The sequence below is a fragment of the Aeromonas sp. DNRA1 genome, assembly GCF_963888745.1.
Taxonomy (GTDB): domain Bacteria; phylum Pseudomonadota; class Gammaproteobacteria; order Enterobacterales; family Aeromonadaceae; genus Aeromonas; species Aeromonas hydrophila.
In genome coordinates, this window is the sequence record NZ_CAWPKQ010000001.1 from 582565 (window position 1) to 608237 (window position 25673).

19 protein-coding genes are annotated in these 25673 nt (G+C 60.3%); 11 read left to right on the forward strand and 8 right to left on the reverse strand.

The features are described from left to right. Positions 1–73: 73 nt before the first annotated feature. A complete protein-coding gene (fur, locus tag AACQ43_RS02650; RefSeq protein ID WP_011705427.1) occupies positions 74–502 on the forward strand; it encodes a ferric iron uptake transcriptional regulator in 429 nt (142 codons plus the stop codon). Between the two features lie 240 nt (positions 503–742). Here fur and glnS read toward each other — a convergent pair whose 3' ends face one another. From glnS to nagE, 3 genes are all read right to left on the reverse strand, one after another. Next, positions 743–2404, reverse strand: a complete 1662-nt coding sequence (gene glnS, locus AACQ43_RS02655) for a glutamine--tRNA ligase (RefSeq protein ID WP_168965775.1) — start codon at positions 2402–2404, stop codon at positions 743–745. A gap of 346 nt (positions 2405–2750) precedes the next feature. After that, positions 2751–5414, reverse strand: a complete 2664-nt coding sequence (locus AACQ43_RS02660) for a beta-N-acetylhexosaminidase (protein ID WP_168965777.1) — start codon at positions 5412–5414, stop codon at positions 2751–2753. A 122-nt stretch (positions 5415–5536) separates the two neighbouring features. Continuing rightward, on the reverse strand, positions 5537–6991 hold the full coding sequence (gene nagE / locus AACQ43_RS02665; RefSeq protein ID WP_011705424.1) for an N-acetylglucosamine-specific PTS transporter subunit IIBC: 1455 nt from the start codon (positions 6989–6991) through the stop codon (positions 5537–5539). Positions 6992–7264: 273 nt separating this feature from the next. Between nagE and nagB the strand changes: the two genes are divergently transcribed. Genes nagB through nagC form a run of 3 tightly spaced genes read left to right on the forward strand, consistent with a single transcriptional unit; the run spans position 7265 to position 10439 of the window. Further along, positions 7265–8065 carry a glucosamine-6-phosphate deaminase gene (gene nagB, locus AACQ43_RS02670; RefSeq protein WP_011705423.1) on the forward strand — a complete coding sequence of 267 codons (801 nt, stop codon included), beginning with the start codon at positions 7265–7267 and terminating at the stop codon, positions 8063–8065. A 9-nt stretch (positions 8066–8074) separates the two neighbouring features. Then, a complete protein-coding gene (nagA, locus tag AACQ43_RS02675) occupies positions 8075–9220 on the forward strand; it encodes an N-acetylglucosamine-6-phosphate deacetylase (RefSeq protein WP_168965779.1) in 1146 nt (381 codons plus the stop codon). A gap of 4 nt (positions 9221–9224) precedes the next feature. Beyond that, positions 9225–10439 (forward strand): DNA-binding transcriptional regulator NagC, encoded by a 1215-nt coding sequence (nagC, locus tag AACQ43_RS02680; protein WP_016350209.1) that lies wholly within the window; start codon positions 9225–9227, stop codon positions 10437–10439. A 113-nt stretch (positions 10440–10552) separates the two neighbouring features. Here the strand turns inward: nagC and AACQ43_RS02685 are convergent, their stop codons facing one another. The 3 genes from AACQ43_RS02685 to aspS form a co-directional block, all read right to left on the reverse strand. Continuing rightward, complete coding sequence (locus AACQ43_RS02685; RefSeq protein ID WP_168965781.1) at positions 10553–12169, reverse strand: phosphoethanolamine transferase; 1617 nt, start codon at positions 12167–12169, stop codon at positions 10553–10555. A gap of 282 nt (positions 12170–12451) precedes the next feature. Further along, a complete protein-coding gene (locus tag AACQ43_RS02690; protein WP_076361304.1) occupies positions 12452–13192 on the reverse strand; it encodes a YebC/PmpR family DNA-binding transcriptional regulator in 741 nt (246 codons plus the stop codon). A gap of 95 nt (positions 13193–13287) precedes the next feature. Beyond that, complete coding sequence (aspS, locus tag AACQ43_RS02695) at positions 13288–15054, reverse strand: aspartate--tRNA ligase (protein WP_168965783.1); 1767 nt, start codon at positions 15052–15054, stop codon at positions 13288–13290. A 432-nt stretch (positions 15055–15486) separates the two neighbouring features. Here aspS and AACQ43_RS02700 point away from each other — a divergent pair, with 432 nt between their 5' ends. The 6 genes from AACQ43_RS02700 (at position 15487) to AACQ43_RS02725 (ending at position 21801) form a co-directional block, all read left to right on the forward strand. Continuing rightward, positions 15487–16335 carry a DUF72 domain-containing protein gene (locus AACQ43_RS02700; RefSeq protein WP_168965785.1) on the forward strand — a complete coding sequence of 283 codons (849 nt, stop codon included), beginning with the start codon at positions 15487–15489 and terminating at the stop codon, positions 16333–16335. A gap of 393 nt (positions 16336–16728) precedes the next feature. Next, positions 16729–17475 carry a carboxy-S-adenosyl-L-methionine synthase CmoA gene (cmoA, locus tag AACQ43_RS02705; RefSeq protein ID WP_029303470.1) on the forward strand — a complete coding sequence of 249 codons (747 nt, stop codon included), beginning with the start codon at positions 16729–16731 and terminating at the stop codon, positions 17473–17475. Continuing rightward, complete coding sequence (cmoB, locus tag AACQ43_RS02710; RefSeq protein WP_168965787.1) at positions 17472–18449, forward strand: tRNA 5-methoxyuridine(34)/uridine 5-oxyacetic acid(34) synthase CmoB; 978 nt, start codon at positions 17472–17474, stop codon at positions 18447–18449. The genes cmoA and cmoB overlap by 4 nt, the downstream gene beginning before the upstream one ends. A gap of 52 nt (positions 18450–18501) precedes the next feature. Next, positions 18502–19290, forward strand: coding sequence for an ATP-dependent zinc protease family protein (locus tag AACQ43_RS02715; RefSeq protein WP_039213166.1), 789 nt, complete (start codon positions 18502–18504; stop codon positions 19288–19290). A gap of 3 nt (positions 19291–19293) precedes the next feature. Continuing rightward, complete coding sequence (locus AACQ43_RS02720; RefSeq protein ID WP_011705413.1) at positions 19294–20832, forward strand: inactive transglutaminase family protein; 1539 nt, start codon at positions 19294–19296, stop codon at positions 20830–20832. Positions 20833–20835: 3 nt separating this feature from the next. Beyond that, on the forward strand, positions 20836–21801 hold the full coding sequence (locus tag AACQ43_RS02725) for an alpha-L-glutamate ligase-like protein (protein WP_011705412.1): 966 nt from the start codon (positions 20836–20838) through the stop codon (positions 21799–21801). A 180-nt stretch (positions 21802–21981) separates the two neighbouring features. On the opposite strand, the gene AACQ43_RS02730 is transcribed toward AACQ43_RS02725, so the two are convergent. Beyond that, positions 21982–22584, reverse strand: a complete 603-nt coding sequence (locus tag AACQ43_RS02730; protein ID WP_005299113.1) for a peroxiredoxin C — start codon at positions 22582–22584, stop codon at positions 21982–21984. Positions 22585–22730: 146 nt separating this feature from the next. Here AACQ43_RS02730 and AACQ43_RS02735 point away from each other — a divergent pair, with 146 nt between their 5' ends. Further along, positions 22731–23639, forward strand: a complete 909-nt coding sequence (locus AACQ43_RS02735) for a hydrogen peroxide-inducible genes activator (RefSeq protein ID WP_168965789.1) — start codon at positions 22731–22733, stop codon at positions 23637–23639. A gap of 66 nt (positions 23640–23705) precedes the next feature. Here the strand turns inward: AACQ43_RS02735 and ahh1 are convergent, their stop codons facing one another. After that, positions 23706–25571 carry a hemolysin Ahh1 gene (ahh1, locus tag AACQ43_RS02740; protein WP_168965791.1) on the reverse strand — a complete coding sequence of 622 codons (1866 nt, stop codon included), beginning with the start codon at positions 25569–25571 and terminating at the stop codon, positions 23706–23708. Positions 25572–25673 lie beyond the last annotated feature (102 nt).

Here is a 25673-nt window from a genome sequence, read left to right on the forward strand (position 1 = left end):
CGAGTTCGTGGTTGCCATTCCAGCGGCAGTCAATCAGAATAACCACACCTTCGAGAATGCGAATAAATAGAATATGGCAGACAACAACCAAGCGTTAAAAAAGGCCGGGCTCAAGATCACCTTGCCCCGTGTCAAAATCCTGGAAATCCTGCAACAGCCGGACTGCCAGCACACCAGTGCGGAAGATCTGTACAAACGACTGATCGACCAGGGTGAAGAGATTGGTCTCGCTACCGTTTATCGCGTTCTCAACCAGTTTGATGATGCCGGTATAGTTACCCGTCACCACTTCGAAGGGGGCAAATCGGTGTTCGAACTGGCCACCCAGGAACACCACGACCACCTGGTCTGCCTCGACTGCGGCAAGGTGATCGAGTTCTCCGACGAGGTGATCGAGCAGCGCCAGCGCGATATCGCCCAGCAGCACAACATCCGGCTGACCAATCACAGCCTCTATCTGTACGGCCACTGCGCCGCCGGCGAGTGCAAGCACGAAGATTGACCCGCCAGACAGAGACAATAAAAAGCCAGCATCACGCTGGCTTTTTTGTGTCCGTCGTTTAGAAGCCGTTTACGCTCTTGCTCCGAGGTCGTGATCAAGGTTCATCTGCTGCTCGGACCCCTCACGTCTCTCTATACGCGCCGGTTCCTGTGCGGCTTCACCTTGCTGGCATCTCGCCACAGATCGTAAGCAAGCTCCCAGATCAAGAAAGGGCAGGGTCTCCCCTGCCCTCTTCTGTTATCAGGCCTCGGCCTTGCCCCACACGTCGCGCAGGGCCACGGTGCGGTTGAACACCAGATGCTCCGGACTGGAGAGCTTGTTGTCGGCGCAGAAGTAACCTTCACGCTCGAACTGGTAAGCCTGCTCCGGCTTGGCGTTCTTGAGCGAAGCCTCGACACGGGCACCCTCGATGATCACCAGGGAGTCCGGATTCAGGGCCGCTTCGAAGTCCTCTTCGGCGCCCGGGTTCGGCACCTTGAACAGACGGTCGTAGAGGCGCACTTCGGCTGGCAGGGAGTGAGTGGCGCTGACCCAGTGGATCACCCCTTTCACCTTGCGACCATCGGCCGGATCCTTGCCCAGGGTCTCGGGATCGTAAGAGCAGTAGATGCAGGTGACCTTGCCATCGGCATCCTTCTCGACCCGCTCGGCCTTGATGACGTAGGCATTGCGCAGGCGCACTTCCTTGCCCAGCACCAGTCGCTTGAACTGCTTGTTGGCTTCTTCTTTGAAATCCGCTTCATCGATGAAGATCTCGCGGGTGAAGGGAAGCGTACGGGTGCCCATCTCAGCGTTGTTCGGGTGGGCCGGGGCAGTCAGCACTTCGTCGGCGGCCAGATTCTCGATGACCACCTTGACCGGGTGCAGCACGGCCATGGCACGCGGCGCATTCTCGTTGAGATCTTCGCGGATACAGGCTTCCAGCATGCTCATCTCGACGATGTTGTCCTGCTTGGTCACGCCGATGCGCTTGCAGAACTCGCGGATGGAGGCCGGGGTGTAGCCACGTCGACGCAGACCGGAGACGGTCAGCATGCGCGGATCGTCCCAACCGTCCACGTGCTTCTCGGTCACCAGCAGGTTCAGCTTGCGCTTGGACATGACGGTGTATTCGAGGTTAAGCCGGGAGAACTCGTACTGACGGGGATGGCAATCGATGGTGATGTTGTCCAGCACCCAGTCGTACAGACGACGGTTGTCCTGGAACTCCAGCGTACAGATGGAGTGGGTGATCCCTTCCAGGGCGTCCGAGATGCAGTGAGTGAAGTCATACATCGGGTAGATGCACCACTTGTCACCGGTCTGGTGGTGGTGGGCAAACTTGATGCGATAGATGACGGGATCGCGCATCACCATGAAGGGGGATGCCATGTCGATCTTGGCGCGCAGGCAGGCGGAGCCTTCGGCAAACTCGCCGTTCTTCATCTTCTCGAACAGGGCCAGGTTCTCGGCCACCGAACGATCGCGGAACGGGCTGTTCTTGCCCGGCGCGGTCAGGGTGCCACGGTATTCGCGCATCTGCTCGGCAGAGAGCTCGTCCACGTAGGCCAAGCCCTTCTCGATGAGCTCGATGGCATAGCCGTGCAGCTTGTCGAAATAGTCGGAGGAGTAGCAGATCTCGCCGTTCCACTGGAAGCCGAGCCACTGTACGTCCTGCTTGATGGACTCAACGTACTCGATATCTTCCTTCACCGGGTTGGTGTCGTCGAAGCGCAGGTTGCACTGGCCCTGGTAGTCGCGGGCGATGCCGAAGTTCAGGCAGATGGACTTGGCGTGACCGATATGGAGATAACCGTTCGGCTCGGGCGGAAAACGGGTATGCACGCTGCTGTGCTTACCGCTGGCCAGATCTTCATCAATGATCTGACGAATAAAGTTAGTTGGGCTGTTCGCCTGACTCATGGCTCACCTCAAAAATGCGTCACTGGCGGAAGTTGTGCCGGCTGGCACCCTCATACCCCCGCCGTCAAGCCGGATATGATCCCTCATTACGCGCCCTGTCTCAACCTGAATTTGCCCGTTTCGGGGTACTGGCGCCGCAAAACGCCCTGCACTGGTGGCCGGTTTGACTGACTGGCGAAAAAAAAGACCCCGCGCGAGGCGGGGTTCAAGGTGATGAAAAACAAAAACAGACAATACACACACAACAAAGGCTCACACGCACAGTCAACCTTTCCCAAGCCCGATGGTCATCGCCCTTGGGAAAGGCGGGTCTTGCGACCCACCTTGCGTTATGGATTGAGAGCTATCAGTTCAGCTCGGTGACGCGGCTGGTACGCTTGCCATCGAAGCTGGTGGTACGCAGGTAGACCTTGCCATCCACGGTCGGCTTGGCGGCAGCGTCGTAGGCGCTCCAGCTCTTGCCATCCAGGCTGTACTGGATGGGCAGACCCGGCAGGTCCACGTTCGCTTCCAGCACACCGTTCACTACCTTGGCGCCCGGTACGGAGAGGCGGTATTCCACCCCGGCCTGGTCCAGTTTCGGCAGCACGCGCTGACCCAGCACGTTGGCGAACTGGTTCCACTCCTTGTTCAGGGTGGCCTTGTTGACATACTTGGTCTCGCCGGAGAACTCGCGACCTTTCACATAGTTCAGCTCGAAGCCGCCCTTGTGCCAGGCACGCTCAGCCATGGAGAAGATACGCGGGTAAACCATGTACTCGTACTGAGCGTCGGTACGCACGGTTTCACTCCACTGCTGACCGGAGATCCCTTTGAACTTGACCGGATCCTGGTCACCCTTGGCCACGAAGGCGTTGCCGTCGCGGTCAACCGAGGTCTCGGCGTTCTGCGGCAGGTTTTCCGGGGCGAAAGCGAACACCTTGCGGGTGTCATTGAAACGGGTTGCCCAGTAGTAGCCACGCTCAGCCGGGTGTACCTCGTTCGGGAAATCGAAGTAGAGGTAATCCGGGTTGGAGAGCACCACTTCATAACCCTTGTGCGCCCACTTCATCGCTTCATTGAAGCCACCCCAGTAGAGGGTTTCCCAGAAGTTGACACGGGTGTTGTCGGTGGCGAAGTCCTTGGCACTGTTGGCGTATTTCAGACCATCTTCCCAGGCCTGCAGGGTGGAGAAGCCGTGGCCCTTGACCATCTCGCCCACTTCCTTGGCGAAGTAAACCGGCAGCTCGGCTACGTCCTTGATCTTGCCATCGTCGATCATCTTCTGGCACATCGGGGACTTGCCGAACGGCTTGTCCTGCTTGCTGGAATCGACGTTGCCTTTCCATGCCACCAGCTCTTCTTTCTTGGTGACAGCCGGATCCTGATAACCACCGCCCTGCATGATGTTCTTCGCCTCGTCACCACCGTAGTGCCATGCGGTCAGCGGCTGGCCGGCGGCCTGGTGCATCTGGGCAACTTCATCCATCACCTTGGCCACGAAGGTGGCAGCGCCCGGCTGGCAAGGGTTGATGAAGGACATCTTGTCGTAGAACTGCACCGAGGTGACGTTGGAGGTATCGGCCGGGTCGGTCAGACGGAACTGGTTGGCTTCGGTCTCTTTACCTTCAGCCATCAGACGCTTGTAACGCGCTTCCATGGAGACCACGGCAGCACGGGCGTGGGCCGGCATGTTGATCTCCGGGATCACGGTCACACCGCGGGCCTTGGCATAGCGTACCAGGTCGATGTAGTCGGCCTTGCTGTAGAAACCGGAACCCTGGTTGTCGCTGGTCGGGCCGGAGCCCAGCTGCGGCATCAGGCACTTGGTTTCGGACTCGTCGTGGCAACGCTGGCTGCCGACGTCGGTCAGCTCTGGCAGGCCCGGGATCTCCAGACGCCAGCCTTCATCGTTGGTCAGCCCCAGATGCAGCACGTTGAGCTTCATGGCGGACATCTGGTCAACCAGCTTCTTCAGAGTCTCGGGGCTTCTGAAGTGACGGGCCACGTCGGTCTGCATGCCACGGTATTCAAAGCGCGGCGCATCCTCGACGTGCATCTGGCTGACCAGCTTGTCGTTGACCCCCAAGAGGGAAATCAGGGACTGGGCCCCCCAGAACGCGCCTTCGATGTCATGACCCTGAACTACTGTGCCTTTCTGGCCGATGGTCATGTCGTAGCCTTCGGCCTGCTTGAGCTTGCTGCCGAGCTTGATGGTCACTGGGTAGCCGGTGTCGGAGAGGGTAACACCCAGCTTGGTCAGTTGAGCCTTCAGGGCCTCGGCGCGATCGCTCGGCAGATCCAGGGCATTGAGCTTGATGGTGGAGAAGTCGACCTGCGGGCCGGCCTTGACCACCTGCTTCATCGGGGTCGGCAGGATCTGGTTGTCGACCTTGCCAGCCGGCAGCAGGGTGCTGGTCTGGTTGGCCGCGAAACGGGTTTCGCTATTCATCAGGATGTTCTTGTCATCCTTGGTACGCTTCCAGCCATCGGCCGGCATCGGCTTCTCGTAGGTGCTGGCATCGTCGATGTTGCTCATGCTGGCCAGTACTTTCGGCTCGGCACCTTCGCTGGCGACATACCAGTTCGGCATGATATCAGATTCGAACAGTACCCAGTACTCCACCACCAGCGGCACTTCGACCGTGGCATCCTTGGCAAAGCCCTGGAACTTCTCGGTTGGCGTCAAACGATAAAGGTCACCGGTCAGGTGGGTGATGGTGAACTGGTCGTTGTCCACCCGCTGGATACGACGGATGGAGGAGACATAGATGCTCCAGTCTTTGGAGGTGACGTCAGCACCGGTATTGGTCAGGTGCAGCTTGGCAACGCCGCAGCTCGCCCACTCGGAGCCCAGCGCCTGGCAGTCGAGGCCGGCACCGGCACCGTCGTTGGTGACGACTTCGTACTTGACGACGAGGTTGCTGGCGAGGGAATCGACCACGGCTTGCTTGGCGGCATCGGCTGCCTGTACCTGGCTGACGAAAACGGTAGACATGGCAATGGCTAACAGAGAATGTTTCAAGTTCATAACTGCTGCTCTCATTTGAAGTAAAGGTTGGATTTTCTTGGCTTTTTTTATATGGGGCCCCGAGGCGGGGCCCTTAGTTATGTCAACAATGGACTTAGACTTGAGGCGAGCTTGGCGCCCGATTAACGCAGGGCCTTCATCTCACCGGCGATGATTTCGGCCAATGGGCCCAGAATCACCTGCAGGTTCTGCTCACCGAGCTTGACCACACCGGCCGCGCCCAGGGCTTTGAGCTTGCGCTCGTCAACGATGCTGCGGTCTTTCAGGGTCAGACGCAGACGGGTGATGCAGGCATCGATGGTCACCAGGTTCTCCTGACCGCCCAGCACTTCCAGATACTGGCGTGCCAGTTCGGTACGGTCGGTGGTCTGAGCCTGTGCCGGTACCGCTTCGTCATCTTCACGACCCGGGGTTTTCAGGTTGAACTTGACGATGACAGCGCGGAACACAACATAGTAGAGACCGAAGAACACCAGGCCTTGTACCAGCAGCATGTACCAGTGGGTCGCCAGCGGGTTGCGGCTGGAGAGCACCATATCCACCAGACCGGCACTGAAGCCGAAGCCGGCAATCCACTGCATGGAGGCAGCGATGAACACGGACAGACCGGTCAGCAGGGCGTGGATGACGTACAGCACCGGCGCCACGAACATGAAGGAGAACTCGAGCGGCTCGGTCACCCCGGTGAAGAAGGCGGCAAAGGCGGCTGCGATCATGATGGACGCAACTTTCTCTTTGTTCTCTTTCTTGGCGGAGTGGTAGATGGCCAGCGCGGCACCCGGCAGACCGAACATCATGATCGGGAAGAAGCCAGCCTGATACATGCCGGTCACACCCACGATGCCCTTGCCGGCGTCGATGGAGGATTGGCCGCCCAGGAAGTTCGGGATGTCGTTGATGCCGGCCACGTCAAACCAGAACACGGAGTTCAGGGCGTGGTGCAGACCGACAGGGATCAGCAGGCGGTTGAAGAAGGCGTAGATACCGGCGCCGGTGGAGCCCAGGCTGACAATGGATTCACCAAAGCTCACCAGACCGCCGTAAATGACCGGCCAGACGGCCATCAGGATGAAGGAGACGACGATCATCACCACGGAGGTTACGATCGGCACCAGACGGCGGCCAGAGAAGAAGGCCAGCGCCTTGTGCAGTTCCACGCTGCTGAAGCGGTTGTAGAGCTCAGCGGCGATGACACCACACAGGATACCGACGAATTGGTTGCTGATCTTGGCAAAGGCAGCCGGAACCTGATCGGCCGGGATACCCTTGATCTGGGCAACGGCGCCCGGGCTCAGCAGCGTGGTCACCACCAGGAAACCGACCAGACCGGCCAGTGCGGCAGAACCGTCTTTGTCTTTGGACATACCATAGGCAACACCGACAGCGAACAGCACGGGCATGCTGTCGATGATGGCTGCGCCGGCCTTGATCAGGAACGCGGCGACAGGACTGCCACCACCCCAACCATTCGGGTCAATCCAGTAGCCAATCCCCATCAGGATCGCGGCGGCAGGCAATACCGCTACCGGCACCATCAGGGCACGGCCGATCTTTTGCAAATAACCGAGAATGTTCACGGTTCCTCTCCTTAGTTAATGTTTTTCTAGAAATTAAGTGCTTATCACGTTTGACGCATAAGCCATCAAGGCTTGATTGGCAGTCTAGGGCTTTTATTTCGCTGCGCAAATTAATAAACCTGTAATCGTGATCATTATCACCCAAACGAGATAAAGGTGGCGGATAGATGTGGCTTAGTTCGCAATCTTTATTTACGCTATAAAACAACTTGAATCCGTCCCAGTCTATTTGCCGCCGACATCCCGGCAGCAACCCGTACAGAGGTATCTATAATGCGCCTGATCCCGTTGAAATCTGCCAGCCAAGTGGGCCTGTGGTCTGCCCGTTACATCGTTGACCGTATCAATGGGTTCAAACCCACTGCCGAGCGCCCCTTCGTACTGGGCCTGCCCACTGGCGGCACCCCGCTCAACACTTACAAGCGCCTGATTGAACTGCATAAAGCCGGTGAAGTGAGCTTCCAGAACGTGGTCACCTTCAACATGGACGAGTACGTCGGCCTGCCGGAAGACCACCCGGAGAGCTACCACAGCTTCATGCACAACAACTTCTTCAGCCATATCGACATTCGCCCCGAGAACATCAACATCCTCAACGGCAACGCGCCGGATCTGGTGGCCGAGTGCAAGCGCTACGAAGACAAAATCAAGTCCTACGGCAAGATCCACCTGTTCATGGGCGGTGTCGGCAACGACGGCCACATCGCGTTCAACGAACCGGCTTCATCCCTCTCCTCCCGCACCCGGGTCAAGACCCTGACCGAAGACACCCGCATCGCCAACTCCCGCTTCTTTGGTGGCGACATGGAGCAGGTGCCCAAGCTGGCGCTGACCGTGGGGGTCGGCACCTTGATGGATGCCGAGGAGATCATGATCCTGGTGACCGGTCACGGCAAGGCCCAGGCCCTGCAAGCCGCGGTGGAAGGCAGCGTCAACCACATGTGGACCATCTCCACCCTGCAACTGCATCCGAAGGGAATGATGGTGTGTGACGAGCCCTCCACCATGGAGCTCAAGGTCAAGACCGTGCGTTACTTCCAGCAGCTCGAAGCCGCCAACATCGGCCGTCTGTAAGGAGTCACCATGTACGCATTGACCAACTGCACCCTCTACACCGGCAGCTGCGTGCTGACCGGTTACGGGGTGGTCATCGAGGGCGACAAGATTGTCGCCATCTCCCGCCTGGCCGAACTGCCGGCCGGTATCGAACGCATTGATCTCAAGGGTGCCAACCTGAGCGCCGGTTTTATCGACGTGCAGCTCAACGGCTGTGGCGGCGTCATGTTCAACGGCCACATCACCACCGAGACCCTGGCGACCATGCAGGCCGCCAACCTCAAATCCGGTACCACCAGCTTCCTGCCGACCCTGATCACCAGTCCGGATGCAGACATGAAGCAGGCCGTCGCCGTCACCCGCGACTACATGGCGGCGCACCCCAACGAGGTACTGGGCGTCCATCTGGAAGGCCCCTACACCAACCTCAAGCGCAAGGGGATCCACCCGGCCGAGCAGATCCGCCAGCCCGCCGACGAGATGATCGACTTCTTCTGCGCCAACGCGGATGCCATCGCCAAGATCACCCTGGCGCCGGAGCGCAACAAGCCGGAGCACATCCGCCGGCTGGTGGAGGCCGGCATTCTGGTCTCCGCGGGCCATACCGCCGCCAACTATGACCAGGCGATGGCCGGGTTCGACAACGGCATCCGCTTTGCCACCCATCTCTACAACGCCATGACTCCGACCGTAAACGGTCGCGAGCCGGGCGTGGTCGGTGCCATCTACGATCGCAAGGATGTCTACGCCGGCGTCATCGTCGACGGTCATCACGTGCACTGGGCCAACGTGCGCCTTGCACACAAGATGCTGGGAGAGCGACTGGTGCTGGTCACCGACGCGACCGCTCCGGCAGGGGCACCGGAAGGCTTTGAGAAGTTTGATTTTTGTGGCGCAACCGTCTATTTCCGCGATGGTCAGTGCGTCGACGAGAATGGTACACTCGGCGGCTCTGCCCTCACCATGATTGAGGGGGTGGAGAATCTGGTCAAACAGGTCGGATTACCGCTCGATGAAGCACTGAGAATGGCCACCCTTTACCCTGCTCGCGCCATTGGATGGGACTCACGTCTCGGTAGTATCCAGGTCGGAAAAATAGCCAACCTGACTGTCTTTGATCAGGCCTTCACGGTCTGCGGGACCGTGGTTAACGGACACTACACAACACAGTGACACTATGACTGGCGGACAAATAGCAAACGTAGATCTTATCAAGCAGGTCAACAGTGCAGCCGTGTATCGGCTCATCGACCTGCAGGGGCCCATCTCGCGGGTCAAAATTGCCGAGTTGAGTCAGCTGGCCCCGGCCAGCGTGACCAAGATAACCCGGCAACTGATCGAGCATGGCCTGATCAAGGAGACCTCGCCGCAAGCCTCCACCGGCGGACGGCGCGCCATCTCCCTGACCACCATCAAGCATCGCTTTCAGTTTGTGTCCGCCAAGCTCGGCCGCGGCTACCTGCAGCTCGCCCTGTATGACCTCGACGGCAAGGAGCTCGATCAGCACATCACCCAGGTGACCGAGATCGAGCAACAACCGGTGGTCGACATGCTGCTGCGGGAGATCGGTGCCTTCATCGACTCCCAGCAGGATCGCAGCCGCAACCTCATCAGCATCGCGCTGACCATGCCGGGCCTGGTCAATCCAGAATCGGGCATGGTCATCTACACCCCCAAGTACCAGATCCGCAATCTGGCGCTGGCCAAGCTGTTGGAAAACCACTTCAACCTGCCCTGCTACGTGGGCAACGATACCCGCTCGCTGGCACTGGCCGAACACTTCTTCGGCGAGTCCCGCGACTGCATGGACTCCATCCTGGTGAGCGTGCACCAGGGGGCAGGCTCGGGCATCATCACCAAGGGCAAGGTGTTCCTCGGCCAGAACCGCAATGTCGGCGAGATCGGCCACATCCAGGTCGAACCGCTCGGCAAGCGCTGCCACTGCGGCAACTTCGGCTGCCTGGAGACCATCGCCTCCAACGAGGCCATCGTCGACAAGGTGAAGGAGCTCATCAGCCGCGGCCACCTGAGCTCGCTGCAGGAGAAGCACATCACCATCCAGGAGGTGTGCAAGGCGGCCATGGCCGGTGACGAGCTGGCCCGCAGCGTGATTGAGAACGTGGGTGAGCATCTGGGACGGGCGGTGGCCATCACGGTCAACCTGTTCAACCCGCAGAAGGTGCTGATCGCGGGCGAAATCACCGCTGCCGAAGAGATCCTGTTCCCGGCCATCCGCCGCTGCGTGGAGCACCAATCGCTGCCAAGCTTCCATCGCGGCCTGCCCATCGTGAAGGCGCGCTTCCAGAATCAGCCCACCGTCGGTGGTTTCGCGCTGGTGAAGCGGGCCCTGCTGGAAGGGGATCTGCTCCAGATCATCATGGAGCAGAAGTAAGGCCGAGGCCTTGCGAAATGAGAAACGGCAGCCACTGGCTGCCGTTTTTTATTGATAGATTCTTCGAGCGTAGGTTCGATTAGCCGCGTAGCGGCGTAATCGGACGCGGTGACTCACCCCGCCCGGCACGGTTTGAACAGATCCAGCGCCCCGTCATACACCCGGGTCTGCACATCCATGATGCCGAGCATGGAGTGGAACAAGTTGTCGTGGGAGAAACGCTTGCTGACCGCCTCCTGCTGCAGACAGGTCATATCCAGCTGGCGATCGGCCTGCAACTGGGGAGAGAACCAGGTCATCAGCGGCACCCGGGTCTGATCGTCCGGGGCGAACTTGTAGGGGGTGCCGTGCAGGTAGAGCCCCATGGCACCCAGAGATTCGCCGTGATCCGACAGATAGACCAGCCCCACGTTGTAATCCTGCTCCAGCGTCTTGAGCTTGTCGATGAGACGGGCCACCACCTTGTCGGTGTAACGGATGGTGTTGTCATAGGTGTTGACCAGCTCTTCATTGGTGCAGTTTTCGATGTCGCTGCGCGGGCAATCCGGCATGAAAGTCCGTTCACTGGCGGGATAACGGCGATAGTAGGTCGGGCCGTGGCTGCCCATCAGGTGGAAGGCCACCAGCTTGTTGCCCTTCATCTGCGCGATCTGCCGATCCAGCCCCTCCAGCATCACCTCGTCGTAGCAGGAACCCTTCTGGCAGTACTGGGGAAAATCCTTGGCCTCGATCTCGATGGTGGGCACGTTCTTGCACACCCCCTTGCAGCCGCCGTCGTTCTCCTTCCAGAGCACGGAGACGCCGGCATGCTGCAACACATCCAGCATGCCGTCGCGGGACTGGGCCAGGGTGTCGTCATAGCCGCGCCGCGTCAGGTTGGAGAACATGCAGGGCACCGAGACCGCGGTGGCGGTGCCACAGGAGCGCACGTTGCGAAACGAGACCATGCCAGATTCCCGCGCGGTGAAGCTGTTGGTGGTCTTGCCGTAACCATTGAGGGAGTAGTTCTGGCTGCGCGCCGTCTCCCCCACCACCAGAAACATCAGAGTCGGCTTGCCGCCCTGCCCCACCACCCTGGCATCGGTGCCCAGCTGCTGATACGGGATCGGGGTGGCAAACAGGATGTCGGTGGCGTAGCGATAGAGGCCGTGCACATAGTTGGCGGGCACTATCTCCTTGCCGAGGGACTTGTTGTTGCGCCCGACCGAGGCGTAATCCTGGTAATAGAGCGCCGCCACCCCCACCAGAAACAGCAGCGACAGGGCGATGGAGCCGAGCCGCAGGCCCAGCCCCTTATACCAGGGACGGGGATACTCTATCTTCACCCACAGCAGGGCCAGCGCCGGCAGCAGGCCAGTCAGCACGAACCAGAACAGGATGGAGGCATTGAAGTAGGAGGTCGCCTCCCCGCTGTTGGTCTCGACGATGTTCTGCACCATGCTCACGTCGAAGATGACGCCGTATTTCAGCATGGCGTAACTGACCACGGATCCCATCAGGATCAGCAGCACGAAGAAGGGCTTGAGCAGATAGCGAAAGGTAAAAGGCAGGAACACCGCATTGAGCGCGGCCAGCAGCACGAAGGGGATCGAGAGGGCAAAGCCCGTCTTGACGTGTTCCAGCTTGGTGAGAATGGTGTAAAAGTGCAGGAAAATGGGCCAGTTGAATACCAGTGCAAACAACAGCACCAGCAACAGATTCACCTTCATCACACCCAGGGTGATGCGCATAACGATACTCCGACAAACCAGGCAGGACAGGGGCCACACAGGGCACCTCTTGTTGCAGTCTCGCTTGCCGATCCCTCCTCCCGAGGTGATGGCGGCAAGGGGCAGCGAGGCCCGGACACGGCAGGCAGCTTAAAAAGCCAAACTTAAGGGAAAATTAAGGCGGGCAATGCCATGGCCGGCACGGCCTTCAGGCGTCAGGCCATCACAAGAAAAACGGCAGCCGAGGCTGCCGTTTTAGCGGGGGCGAACAGAGCATCGCCACCTGGGTGTTCACGAACCGAGTTACAGGGTCGCGGCAACTTCGTCGGAGATGGAGCCGTTGTGGTACACCTCCTGCACGTCGTCCAGATCTTCCAGCATGTCGATGAGGCGCATCAGCTTGGGCGCGGTCTCGGCATCCAGCTCGGCTTCGGTGGACGGGATCATGGTCACTTCGGCGCTCTGGGGCTTGAAGCCGGCGGCTTCCAGACCATCGAGCACGGTGCCGAAATCGTTCGGGGTGGTATACACCTCGATGGAGCCATCCTCTTCGGTCACCACGTCGTCGGCACCGGCTTCCAGGGCGGCATCCATCAGGGCATCTTCATCCACGCCAACGAAAGTCAGCAGACCTTTCTTGCTGAACAGATAGGCAACAGAGCCATCGGTGCCCAGGTTGCCGCCGCATTTGCTGAAGGCGTGACGCACTTCGGCTACGGTACGGTTGCGGTTGTCGGTCAGGCACTCCACCATGACGGCAGAGCCGGCCGGGCCGTAACCTTCGTACACGATGGTCTCGAGCTGCTCGCCATCGCCACCGCCGGCGCCACGCTGGATGGCACGGTTGATGGTGTCGCGGGTCATGTTGTTGGTCAGGGCGGCCGTTACCGCAGCACGCAGACGCGGGTTGTTGGCAGGATCAGCATCACCCAGACGCGCGGAGGTAGTGATTTCGCGGATCAGCTTGGTGAAGATCTTGCCGCGCTTGGCGTCTTGCGCCGCCTTGCGGTGTTTGATGTTGGCCCATTTACTGTGACCTGCCATAGGGACTCTCCGTTATTTTTGAATTTCAGTAACACTGGTCATGACTAATGCAAGGGAAAGGCCGCATTGCTGCGGCCTTTACTGCCGGTAACGGCTTATTCATCACCCTTGACGGTGGTCGCAATCGCCAGCTCGCCCAGTTGGGCGGCGTTGGCAAAGCTGGGGGCGTCCGTCATCAGACAGGCGGCCGCCGTGGTTTTCGGGAAGGCAATCACGTCCCGGATGTTTTCAGTACCGGTCAGCAGCATGCTCAGACGGTCCAGGCCGAAGGCCAGGCCGGCGTGCGGCGGGGTACCGTACTTCAGGGCATCCAGCAGGAAGCCAAACTTCAGGCGCTGTTCGGCCGGGGTAATACCCAGGATGTCGAACACGGTGGCCTGCATCTCGCTGTTGTGGATACGGACAGAACCGCCACCCACTTCGTAGCCGTTGATCACCATGTCGTAGGCGTTGGCGTAAGCGCCTACCGGGTTGGCTTTCAGCTGCTCCGGGGTCAGGCCGCTCGGCGCGGTGAACGGGTGGTGCATGGCAGCCAGACCACCTTCGCCATCCTCTTCGAACATCGGGAAGTCGATGACCCACAGCGGCTTCCAGCTGTTCTCCAGCAGACCCAGATCGCGGCCCACTTTCAGGCGCAGGGCGCCCATGGCATCGCACACCACCTTCTTGGAGTCGGCACCGAAGAAGATGATGTCGCCGTCAGCTGCACCGGTGCGGGCCAGGATCTCGCGCACGATGGCGTCGGAGAGGAACTTGGCCACCGGGGACTGTACCCCTTCGATGCCGTTGGCGGCTTCGTTGACCTTCATCCAGGCCAGGCCCTTGGCACCGTAGATGCCGACAAACTTGGTGTACTCGTCGATCTGCTTGCGAGAGAGCTCGGCGCCGCCCGGTACTTTCAGGGCTGCCACGCGGCCTTTCGGATCGTTGGCGGGGCCGGCGAACACGGCGAACTCGACCGCGGTCAAGAGGTCTGCCACATCGACCAGCTCCATCGGCAGACGCAGGTCCGGCTTGTCGGAGCCGTAGCGACGCATGGCTTCGTCGAAGGTCATGATCGGGAAGTCGCCCAGATCCACGTTCAGGATGTGCAGCCACAGTTTGCGGATCATCTCTTCCATGATTTCACGCACCTGGGGTGCGGTCATGAAGGAGGTCTCCACGTCGATCTGGGTGAATTCCGGCTGGCGATCGGCACGCAGGTCTTCGTCGCGGAAGCACTTGACGATCTGGTAGTAGCGATCGAACCCGGACATCATCAGCAGTTGCTTGAACAGCTGCGGGGATTGCGGCAGGGCGTAGAACTTGCCCTTGTGCACGCGGCTCGGCACCAGATAGTCACGGGCCCCTTCCGGGGTGGCCTTGGTCAGCATCGGGGTCTCGATGTCGAGGAAGCCGTGCTCGTCCATGAAGCGGCGTACGAAGGCACTGGCCTTGGCGCGGGTCTTCAGGTACTTGGCCATCTCGGGGCGACGCAGGTCCAGATAGCGATACTTGAGGCTCACCTCTTCGCTGTTGACCTGGTTGAAGTCCAGCGGCAGCGGCTCGGCACGGTTGATGATGGTCAGCTCGTGGGCAAACACCTCGATGGCACCGGTGGCCATGTCGCTGTTGCGCTGGGACTCTGGACGGGTGCGCACCACGCCGGAGACCTGAATGCAGAATTCGCCGCGTAGTTCGGAGGCCAGGGCAAAGGCGTCCGGTTTGTCCGGATCGAAGAACACCTGCACGATCCCTTCCCGGTCGCGCATGTCGATAAAGATGAGGCCGCCCAGATCGCGACGACGATGGACCCAACCGCACAATGTAATGGTCTGCCCTGCATGGGCCTCATTGACCTGTCCGCAATAGATAGAGCGCATGGACTTCTTCCTTCGAATTTGTAGAGAGACGGTTAACCTGGGTCGCCGGGCACGACTGGCAAGCACCGTCTGTCTCACAGCTGGCCAGATCCTGTTCTTGCCCGGTTTGAAATCTGTCTCGTACCGTCCGACCGCCGGGATCGGACACCTGCCGCCGATATCGGCTCGACCAGAGGCGGCTGGCAAGCGGCCGGGGTGTCGGGCGGAGGGCATCGGCAAGCGATTGTTGTTTGGCCGCATCATGGCCGCTGCCGTCGTCACAATATGCGTACAGCGGCGTGAGTCACAACAAATTGGCAAACAAAAGGGCTGGCATTATAGAGGAAAACCCCCATTTGGGTAAAATGGCCAGCAGCCTCCTTTGCCCTGTTTTTTACATCCCGGGGCAAAAAAGGGGGGTAAAACGAGATAAACCCGCAGACAGGATCCCTCATGAGCCTCTTTTTGGGCCTGCCACAATGGTCGCACCCGGCCTGGCCAGGTCACTTGCTGGGCGTGGGCGCCAAGCCCGCCGAGCACCTCGCCCACTATGCCCGGGTATTCAACACGGTGGAAGGCAATACCACCTTCTACGCCTCGCCGACCCCCGACACGGTCCGGCGCTGGGCCGATGCGGTGCCCGCCCACTTTCGTTTCAGCTTCAAGTTTCCGCAAACCATCAGCCACCAGAGCGATCTGGTGAGCGCCGACAAGCAAGTGAGCGACTTCATCCGCCTGCTGGAGCCCTTGCATGACAAGCTGGGGCTGCTCAAGCTGCAGCTGCCCGCCCGCTTTGGCCCACAGGGGCTGCCCCGGCTGGCGGCCTTTTTCGAACGGCTGCCGCCGGCGTTTCGCTATGCCCTCGAGGTGCGCCACCCCGATTTCTTCGCCAAGGGCGAGGCGGAGCGGCAGTTGAACCGACTGCTGATGGAGAGAGGCATCAACCGCATCATGCTCGACAGCCGGCCGCTGTTCTCGGTGCCAGCCACCACGGCAGCCATGATCGATGCTCAGGGCAAGAAGCCGAGGCTGCCGGTGCACCTGCTGGCCACAGCCAATGCTCCCGTGGTACGGCTCATCGGCCTGCCGGATCCGGCCGCCAACCACCCCTTCCTGCCAGGCTGGCTCCCCCACTGGCGCCAGTGGCTGGCGGAGGGAAAAGATCTCTACCTCTTTATACATACCGCCGACAACGCCCAGTCCCCCGAGCTGGCCCGTCAGGTTGCCCGCCTGCTGGGGAAAGAGATGGCCCCCTGGCCGGGGGAAAACGATCGCGCGCAGCAGGGCGTGCTGCCCTTTTAGTCAGCCGCTTCACCCCGTCTTCCCCGCCGCGAAAAAAAGCCGTTTTTTTGTGGCTGGACGGGGCTTGGCGTCAAGACAAACGCCAACCTTTCCTCTACACTAGCGCCCCAAGTAAGGACCCGGACCGTCAGCCCAGCACAATCCGATGCAGGCAGGCATCCGGCGCCATAAACAGGGCCCAGACGCCAGTGCGCTGCAACTCGTTGCCGCAGATGGTACCGCCCTCAGAAAGGACCAGGATGATGGTCCATTGCGAACGGAACCGGCCCGATGGATCTCAAGGCCCGCCACCCCGTTCGTGAACCGGTGACGACCCGGCCTGGACCGGTGTCACCCAACGATTCAATTGAACAAAACAGTCGGTTCGCGCACCGGCTGTCAGGTTGCGCCAGCATGCATACCAAAGATCAGATTTTTGCCGCCCCTATCGCTCGATTGGGGGATTTTTGCTTTGACGAACAGGTCGTCGATGTCTTCCCCGACATGATCCAGCGCTCGGTGCCGGGTTACAGCAACATCATCTCCGCCATCGGCATGATGGCCGCCCGTTACGCCCAGCCACAGAGCCGGCTCTACGACCTCGGCTGTTCGCTCGGCGCCGCCACCCAGGCGATGCGTCGCCACGTCACTCAGCCCGGCTGCCACATCACGGCGGTGGATCTCTCCCACCCCATGATCGAGCGTGCCCGCGCCCACCTCTCTGGCTTCAAGTCCGAGGTGCCGGTGGAGCTGGTGGAGGCGGACATCTGCGACATCGCCATCGAGAACGCCTCCGTGGTGGTGCTCAACTTCACCCTGCAGTTCGTCGAGCCCGAGAAGCGGGCCGCCCTGATCCAGCGCATCTTTGATGGGCTGCGTCCGGGCGGGATCCTGATCCTGAGCGAAAAATTCCGCTTCGAAGATGCACCGGTCAACGAGCTGCTCATCGACCTGCACCTCGACTTCAAGCGCGCCAACGGTTATAGCGAGCTGGAGATCAGCCAGAAGCGCACCGCCCTTGAGAACGTGATGCGCACCGACAGCCTGCCGGTGCATCAGGCCCGCCTGCGAGACGCCGGCTTCGCCCATCAGGATCTCTGGTTCCAGTGCTTCAACTTCGGCTCCATGATTGCCATCAAATCCAGCGACGCCCAGCCATGATCGACTTTGCCAACTTCTATCAGCTGATCGCCAAGAATCGGCTGAGCCACTGGCTGCATACTCTGCCCGCCCAGCTGCATACCTGGCAGCACGACAACCAGCACGGTGATCTGCCGCGCTGGAACCGCGCTCTCAACAAGCTGCCGCAGGTGGACCCCGGCCACATCGAGCTGCACAGCCGGGTCGAAATCGGCTCGGCCGAGAGCCTTGGTGAAGGGGAGCGCAAGAAGGTCGAGAGCCTGCTGCGCCACTTCATGCCCTGGCGCAAGGGACCGTTCACGGTGCACGGCATCCACATCGATACCGAATGGCGCTCTGACTGGAAGTGGGATCGGGTGCTGCCCCACATCAGCCCGCTTGCCGGTCGCTACGTGCTGGACGTGGGCTGCGGTAGCGGTTACCACCTCTGGCGCATGGTGGGTGAAGGAGCCAAGCTGGCGGTCGGCATCGACCCGAGCCCGCTGTTCCTCTGCCAGTTCGAGGCCATCCGCCACTTCGCCGGCAACGACCAGCGCGCCCACCTGCTGCCGCTCGGCATTCAGGAGCTGCCGGAGCTGCGGGCGTTCGACACCGTCTTCTCCATGGGGGTGCTCTATCACCGCAAGTCTCCCATCGAGCACATCGAACAGCTGCGCAACCAGTTGAAAGACGACGGCGAGCTGGTGCTGGAGACCTTGGTGATCGACGGCGGCGTCAACGACGTGCTGGTGCCCACCGATCGCTACGGCAAGATGCGCAACGTCTGGTTCATCCCCTCCAGCGCGGCCCTCAAGCTGTGGGTCGAGCGCTGCGGATTTACCGATGTGCGGATTGTCGACGAGAATATGACCAGCACCGACGAACAGCGTCGTACCGACTGGATGATTAATGAATCCCTGAGTGATTATCTGGATCCAACCAATCCCGCACTCACGGTAGAAGGACACCCGGCACCCAAACGTGCCGTACTGATTGCCAGAAAGGCCAAAGACTAGCCGATGGCGGCTGTGGAAGTTACACTGACCCAATTCCAGGAAGCACAGTTAAATGAATGACATGAAAAGCAAATTAAAAGGAATGACCCTGCTCTCCCTGCTCAGTCTCGGCGGGTGTGTCAGTATGGAGAAAGCGCCCCCGGTACCTACCTTGACGCTGGCCGAGCTTCGCAACGAGATCAATCTGAGCGAGCAGCGCCTGCAAACATCCATGGAACAGCAACAGAAGCAGTATGTGCAGCAACAGCACCTGCTGGTTCAGCTCAACACTGATGTCAACAACATGAAAGAGTCCGTGAACAAAGTCGGCAGCAAGCTCGAATCCCTGCCGCCCGAGCCGCCCAAGCCCATGGCGATCCCGACCGAGAAGTGCCAGGCCCCAAGCCAGGGTCACACCGTCGACGGCAAGCTGCTGGTCGGCGAGGCGGAGTGGATCTGGGTTGACGCGGCCAACGACGCCTTCCAGGCGCGGGTCGATACCGGTGCCACCACCTCCTCCATCAGCGCCCAGGACATCACCATCTTCGAGCGCAACGGCAAGAACTGGGTGCGCTTCTTCCTGAGCCATCAGGAGATGGATGACAAGATCCAGATTGAAGCGCCGCTGGTGCGCCATGTACGGGTGCGTCAGGCCTCCGCCGACGACCTCGACCGCCGTCCGGTGGTGCGCCTCGCGGTACGCATCGGCGACATGACCGAGAAGGCCGAATTTACCCTGAAGGACCGCAGCGACATGGCCTTCCCCGTGCTGCTCGGCCGTGAGTTTTTGAAAGACATCGCCGTGGTTGATGTGGCCCGCGAATATATCCAACCCAAACCCAAGCTCAAGGATGTGAAATAATCCATGGTTTCCCGTAAGCCGTTCTATTTGCTGGTAGCCCTGCTGTACATTGTCGGCCTGGGGATGACGTTCTATCACCACATCGCGCTGGACGTACCACTCACGCCGGGTGAAAAACGCCAGATCTGGTCCATCGAAGCCAAGCTGGAGTTCGAGGCCACCGGTGAGCCGGTGATCGCCTCCCTGGCCATTCCGGGCACCCAGCCCGGTTTCACCCTGATGAACGAGAACGCCGCCAGCCCGGGCTACGGTCTCTCCTTCGTCGAGAAGGATGGCGATGCCCGCGCCGAGTGGTCCATTCGCAGCGCTTCCGGCCGTCAGGAGCTCTACTACCGCGTCGACATGATGGCTGATGCCCATGCCAAACCGGCCGCCAACCCGCTGCCGCCGGCCATCGAGAAGCAGATCGAGAGCGAGCCCTACGCCACCGCCATGAAGCAGATCCTGGAACGTGCCCAGGAGCGCTCCGCCGACGGCTACACCCTGACCCGCGAGATCATCAAGGAGATCGAGAAGCAGGAGCAGAATGCCGAGCTGCTGAAGAAGCACAAGAGCCGCGCCAACCTGATCGCCGAGCTGCTCAACAACGCCGACGTGCCGACCCGTGTCGTGCACGCGCTGAGCCTGGAAGATGGCCGCCGTCGTCAGGAGCTGGTGGATTACCTGCAGGTGTTCAACAGCCCGACCGACTACAAGCTGTTCAACCCGCAGACCGGTGAACAGGGCCGCCCTGCCAACCTGCTGCTGTGGGAATACAACTCCGGCGCCCTGCTGGACGTGACCGGTGGTCACAACTCCCGCGTCAGCTTCTCGATGATCGAGCAGGAACAGCCGGTCAGCGTGGCGCTGGCCCAGAAGTTTGAAAAATCGGAGATGATGAACTTCTCCATCCACAGCCTGCCGCTGGAAGAGCAGACCCTGTTCAAGGGCTTGCTGCTGATCCCGATCGGCGTGCTGATGGTGGTGTTCCTGCGGGTACTGGTGGGGATCAAGACCTCGGGCACCTTCATGCCGGTGCTGATCGCGGTCGCCTTCATCCAGACCTCCTTGGTCACCGGTCTCATCGGTTTCCTGCTGATCGTCGGCACCGGTCTGGTGATCCGCTCCTACCTGTCGCGGCTCAACCTGCTGCTGGTCGCCCGAATATCGGCCATCATCATCATGGTGATCTCGATGATCGGCATCTTCTCCGCGTTTGCCTTCAAGCTGGGGCTGACCGACGGCATGAAGATCACCTTCTTCCCGATGATCATCCTCTCCTGGACCATCGAGCGGATGTCCATCCTGTGGGAAGAAGAGGGTCCGAAAGAGGTGTTCCGCCAGGGTGGCGGCTCCCTGCTGGTGGCCGTCATCGCCTATCTGGCCATGGATAACGAACTGATCCGTCACCTCACCTTCAACTTCCTCGGCCTGCAGCTGGTGCTGATGGCGACCGTGCTGTTGATGGGTAACTACACCGGCTACAAGCTGAGCGAACTCAAGCGCTTCAAGCCGCTGGTGGACGAGATCAAATCGGGTGCCACTCCGGGTAAGGACAAGTAACAGATGTGGTTCTGGGAAAAGTACACCACCCCGTGGAGCCTGTCCCAATCAGGCATCCTCGGCATGAACAAGCGCAACCACTCCTACATCAGCCGCTACAATCCGCGCAGCCTCTATCCGCTGGTGGATGACAAGCTGCAGACCAAGCGCATCGCGCTGGATGCCGGCGTCACGGTACCGGAACTGATCGGTACCATCCGTGCCCAGCACGACGTGAGCCGCATCACCGAGCTGGTGAAGGATTGGCCGGGCTTCTGCATCAAGCCGGCGCGCGGCTCCGGCGGCAAGGGGATCCTGGTGATCCTGCGCCAGGAAGAGGGCCTGTTCTACAAGCCCAATGGCAGCGCCTCCAACGGGCAGGATCTGGAGCGCCATGTCTCCAACATCCTGGCCGGGCTCTATTCACTGGGCGGCAAGCCCGACGTGGCGCTGGTGGAAGGCCTCATCAACTTCGATGACGTGTTCGACGGCTACTCGTTCGAAGGGGTCCCCGATGCTCGGGTGATCATCTTCAAGGGCTTCCCGGTGATGGCCATGATGCGCCTCTCCACCGCCGCGTCCGACGGCAAGGCGAACCTGCACCAGGGCGCCGTGGGGGTGGGTCTGTGCCTGCGTACCGGCCGTGCGCTGCGGGCGGTGCAGTTTGGCAATCCGCTGCGCCACCACCCGGACACCGGCCTCGATCTCTATGAGCTCAAGGTGCCCCACTGGGACACCCTGCTGACCCTGGCGGCCTCCTGTTATGAGATGTCGGGCCTGGGCTATATCGGGACCGACATGGTGCTGGACAAGTTCCGCGGCCCCATGCTGCTGGAACTGAACGCCCGTCCGGGCCTTGCCATCCAGATCGCCAACGGCCGTGGTCTGGTGCCCAACCTCAAGACCATAGAGAAGCTGGGCCAGGTGAAGATGAACGTGGAGCAGCGGGTCAACTTCGCCAAGGATCACTTCGGTATCTTTGACGAGTAGTCCGGATATCCATGACAAAAGCGCGCCAAAGGGCGCGCTTTTTTATGCCTGCCGTTTGTCGGCACGTAGCCGGCAACGGCAATCCTGCTGGACAACGTTGCGAAACGAGAGTGCCGAATAACGGCCATAAAAAAACCGATGCCTGGGCATCGGTTTTCACTATCCAGTTTGCTGACCCGATTACAGGGAAGCAGCGTTCTCGGACAGGTACTTGGCAACGCCATCCGGAGAGGCGGTCATGCCTTTTTTGCCTTTTTCCCACTGAGCCGGGCAAACTTCGCCGTGCTCTTCGTGGAACTGCAGGGCATCGACCATGCGCAGCATCTCGTCAATGTTGCGGCCCAGCGGCAGATCGTTGACAACCTGGTGACGAACGACACCGTTCTTGTCGATCAGGAAGGAGCCACGGAATGCAACGCCGGCTTCCGGGTGCTCGACGTCATAGGCTTTGCAGATCTCGTGCTTGATGTCGGCAACCAGCGGGTACTTGACCGGGCCGATGCCGCCGTCTTCGATCTTGGTGTTGCGCCAGGCGTTGTGGGAGAACTCGGAGTCGATGGAAACACCGATCACTTCCACGCCACGCTTGTTGAACTCTTCCAGACGGTGATCGAAGGCAATCAGCTCGGACGGGCAGACGAAGGTGAAATCGAGCGGATAGAAGAACAGGACGGCTGCCTTGCCCTTGATGTGGGATGCCAGGTTGAAGGAGTCAACGATCTGGCCATTGCCCAGAACGGCAGCAGCGGTGAAATCGGGTGCGGGACGGCCTACCAATACCATATTCAATTCCTCTTTATGTGAAGTGAACAATCCTGTCAGGATCAGGCTACCTAGAGCCAAGTCCGTCTAATTAAAGCGACAAACTATAGCCCCGATGGTAGATTAGTTAAATCAAATTAAATAGATAGCATTAATCGGGTTTTCCTATGCAACGTTGGCCCAGCCTGAAACAGCTGCAATATCTGGTTGCTCTCGACGAGCACAAGAACTTCAACCGCGCCGCCAAGGCCTGTCATGTCAGCCAGTCGACCCTGAGTACCGGGATCCAGACGCTGGAGGACATGATGAACCTGCAACTGGTGGAACGGGACCACAAGAGCTTCATTATGACCCCGGTCGGTATGGAAATCGTCGAGCGAGGTCGCAATTTGCTCTCCGATGCGCGGGATCTGATGGAACTCGGTCAGCATCAAGGGGGGGTCATGCACGGCACGGTACGCCTCGGCTGCATTCCCACCATCGCCCCCTTCCTGCTCAGCAAGCTGCTGCAGGTGTGCGGCAAGACCTATCCTGAGCTGGAATTGTTGCTGCGTGAAGACACCACCACCAACCTGCTCAAGCAGCTGGAGCAGGGTCAGCTCGACCTGCTGATCCTGGCGCTGCCGGTGGAGATCGGCGGCTTTCACTGCAAAACGGTCGGCCAGGATCCCTTCCACATGGTGATGCCCGCCAGCATGGCGGCCAGCCTGCACACCCCGTTCGACTACAAGGAGCTGCCCAACCAGAGCATCTTCCTGCTGGAGCGGGAGCACTGCCTCACCGAACACGCGGTGAGCGCCTGCCGGCTGCGGGACAAGAGCAAGATCAACCCGTTTGCCGCCACCAGCCTGCACACTCTGGTGCAGATGGTCGGCGCCGGGCTCGGCACCACCTTCCTGCCGCAGATGGCCATCGATGCCGGTATCCTCGACAACACGGATCTGGTGGCCATCCCGCTGCCGGGAGAACACCCCTACCGCGAGATAGGGCTGGTGTGGCGCCCCAGCACCACCCGGGTGCAGACCTTCTACAAGCTGGCGGAGCTGCTCGCCCCGCTCATCGAGAACAAGGCCTGATCCACCATCCATAAAAAACGCCGGCACTTGCCGGCGTTGTTGTCTTGAGCGCAAGGCCCTACTCTGTCAGTGGCTGGCCGGTGGCCCGAAGATGCGGGTGTAGGAGGTCAGGGTCCGTACGCTCACATTCTGCGGATTGCCGTTCTCGTCGTAGAGCCCCAGCGCCCCGCTCTGCTTGTCATGACCCAGCAGTTGGTGAGCACTCAGGTTGCTGAGCGCATCGCTGTCCGCTTTCCACTCCCAGCGCTGACCCAGGCTCAGGCTGCAGCTCTGCAGCTGGCCGAGATTGTTGCCGTCCAGGCAGCGGCGGGTATCCTGCGCGCTGACATAGCGGCCGTACTGGTCATAGATGAAGGACTGGGCGGCCGAGGTCTCGTCACAGGTCACCGCGCTCAGACCATGGTTGGCATCCGCGCTCAGGCAGCGGTTGTCAAAGCCCCCCAGCTGCAGGTTGACCGGGCGGCCACCGGTAAACACCGGGTGGTTCCAGTCCACCTTGAAGCTGGTGGACGCCGTCACCCGTCTACGCTTGTCGGTATCTTCAAAGCCCTGGAAGGAGACATGGGCCCCCACCACGTAATAGTGCTTGTAGATGCCGGTGTAGATGGGGCGGATGTTGACCGAGGAGTCGATCTTGAACTCGGTGCTGCCCGTCTCGTCCGGTGCCGCCTTGTAGATGACGTCCAGGTTTGGCACGAACCCCTTGTAGCTGAGCGGCTGGATACGGTTGTGATCCACGTCGTAGCCCATGCCCCAGACGGTGGCAGTCTTGGAGGAGAGCAGGGACTCCGCGGTCGCGTATTGATCGCGCACCCAGCTGAAACTCACCTTCTGGGCACTCGGCGCCGAGCGTTCGACCCGGTAATCCTGGGTGTTGTAGGCAAGCTGGCGCTGCTGGCTGAACTTGGCCGACGCCTCCAGCTTGGCCTTGGGCCCATCCTTGTTCACCTCGACCCCGCCGGTGACCCCCACCTCGAAACCCGAAATCTCGCGATGCTCGTACTTGCTGTTGAGGTTGGTCGGCAGGCTCTTGAGCACCGCCGCCTTGGTGTTGGACGCCTCGATGCTGAAGCGGTAATCCTGGGCGATGGCATCGGTGGCATAGTCGCGGGCCCAGCCGTCCAGCAGCAGATAGTCCGCAATGTTCTCGCTCCAGCTCAGATCCTCGTTGAGCTGGATACCGGCACCGGCCGACTCTTCATCCAGCGAGATCCGCACTATCTTGGCATCCGGCGTGGCGGAGCCGGTGTTGCCAAATTGCAGGGAGCGCTCCAGGTTGACCCGGTAAACCAGCGAGATGTTCGGCGAATCGCAGAACAGCCGGTCGCCCCGGCTCCAGGTACGCGAGCGCGGGAAGGTACACTCGGCATCGCTGATCTTGCGGTTGACGTTGAGGTAGAAGGCCACGTGGGGCAGACCGGCCTCTGCGGCGGGCGGCTGGGTCAGCGAGCGCTTGTGGCGCTTGCCCTGCCCATCCAGGCTCTCGACCCGCTCCATCACCTGATAGAAGGCCGGGTCATCGACGCCCCCCAGCGGGGTGAACAGCAGCTCCCCCTTGTAGCCTGACACCAGCACCCAGTCTGCATCAAAAGAGATGCCGGCCAGCTGCTCCATGGCTTTTCTGGCTTGCTGCCGCTCATTCTTGTCGGTGACGGCGCTGAAATCGATGAACAGACGCTCGCCCCGTTCCAGCACCCGCTCGCGCAGCTGATCCCGGGTCATGAGCGGCGTCGCCCCCTGCCCCTTCAGCCAGACGTCGGCATTGAGGTAAATCAGACCCTGTTCGGATTGCAGGCTGGCCAGCATGGCGGTGCCCTGGTCGGTACGTTCGCCAATATCTTCGGCATGCACGCTGCCTGCCAACAAGGCCAGTGCGAGCAGACTGAGAGTGGGGGCTTGCGTGATGAATTTGCGTGGTTTTTTGTTTTTCATTGTTATCTCCTTGTCGAATCACGCCAAGCTATTTAAACAATGAACGAATACGGCATAACCATATTATTCACGGTTATATTCCGGGGCGTTATTCTACTTGCC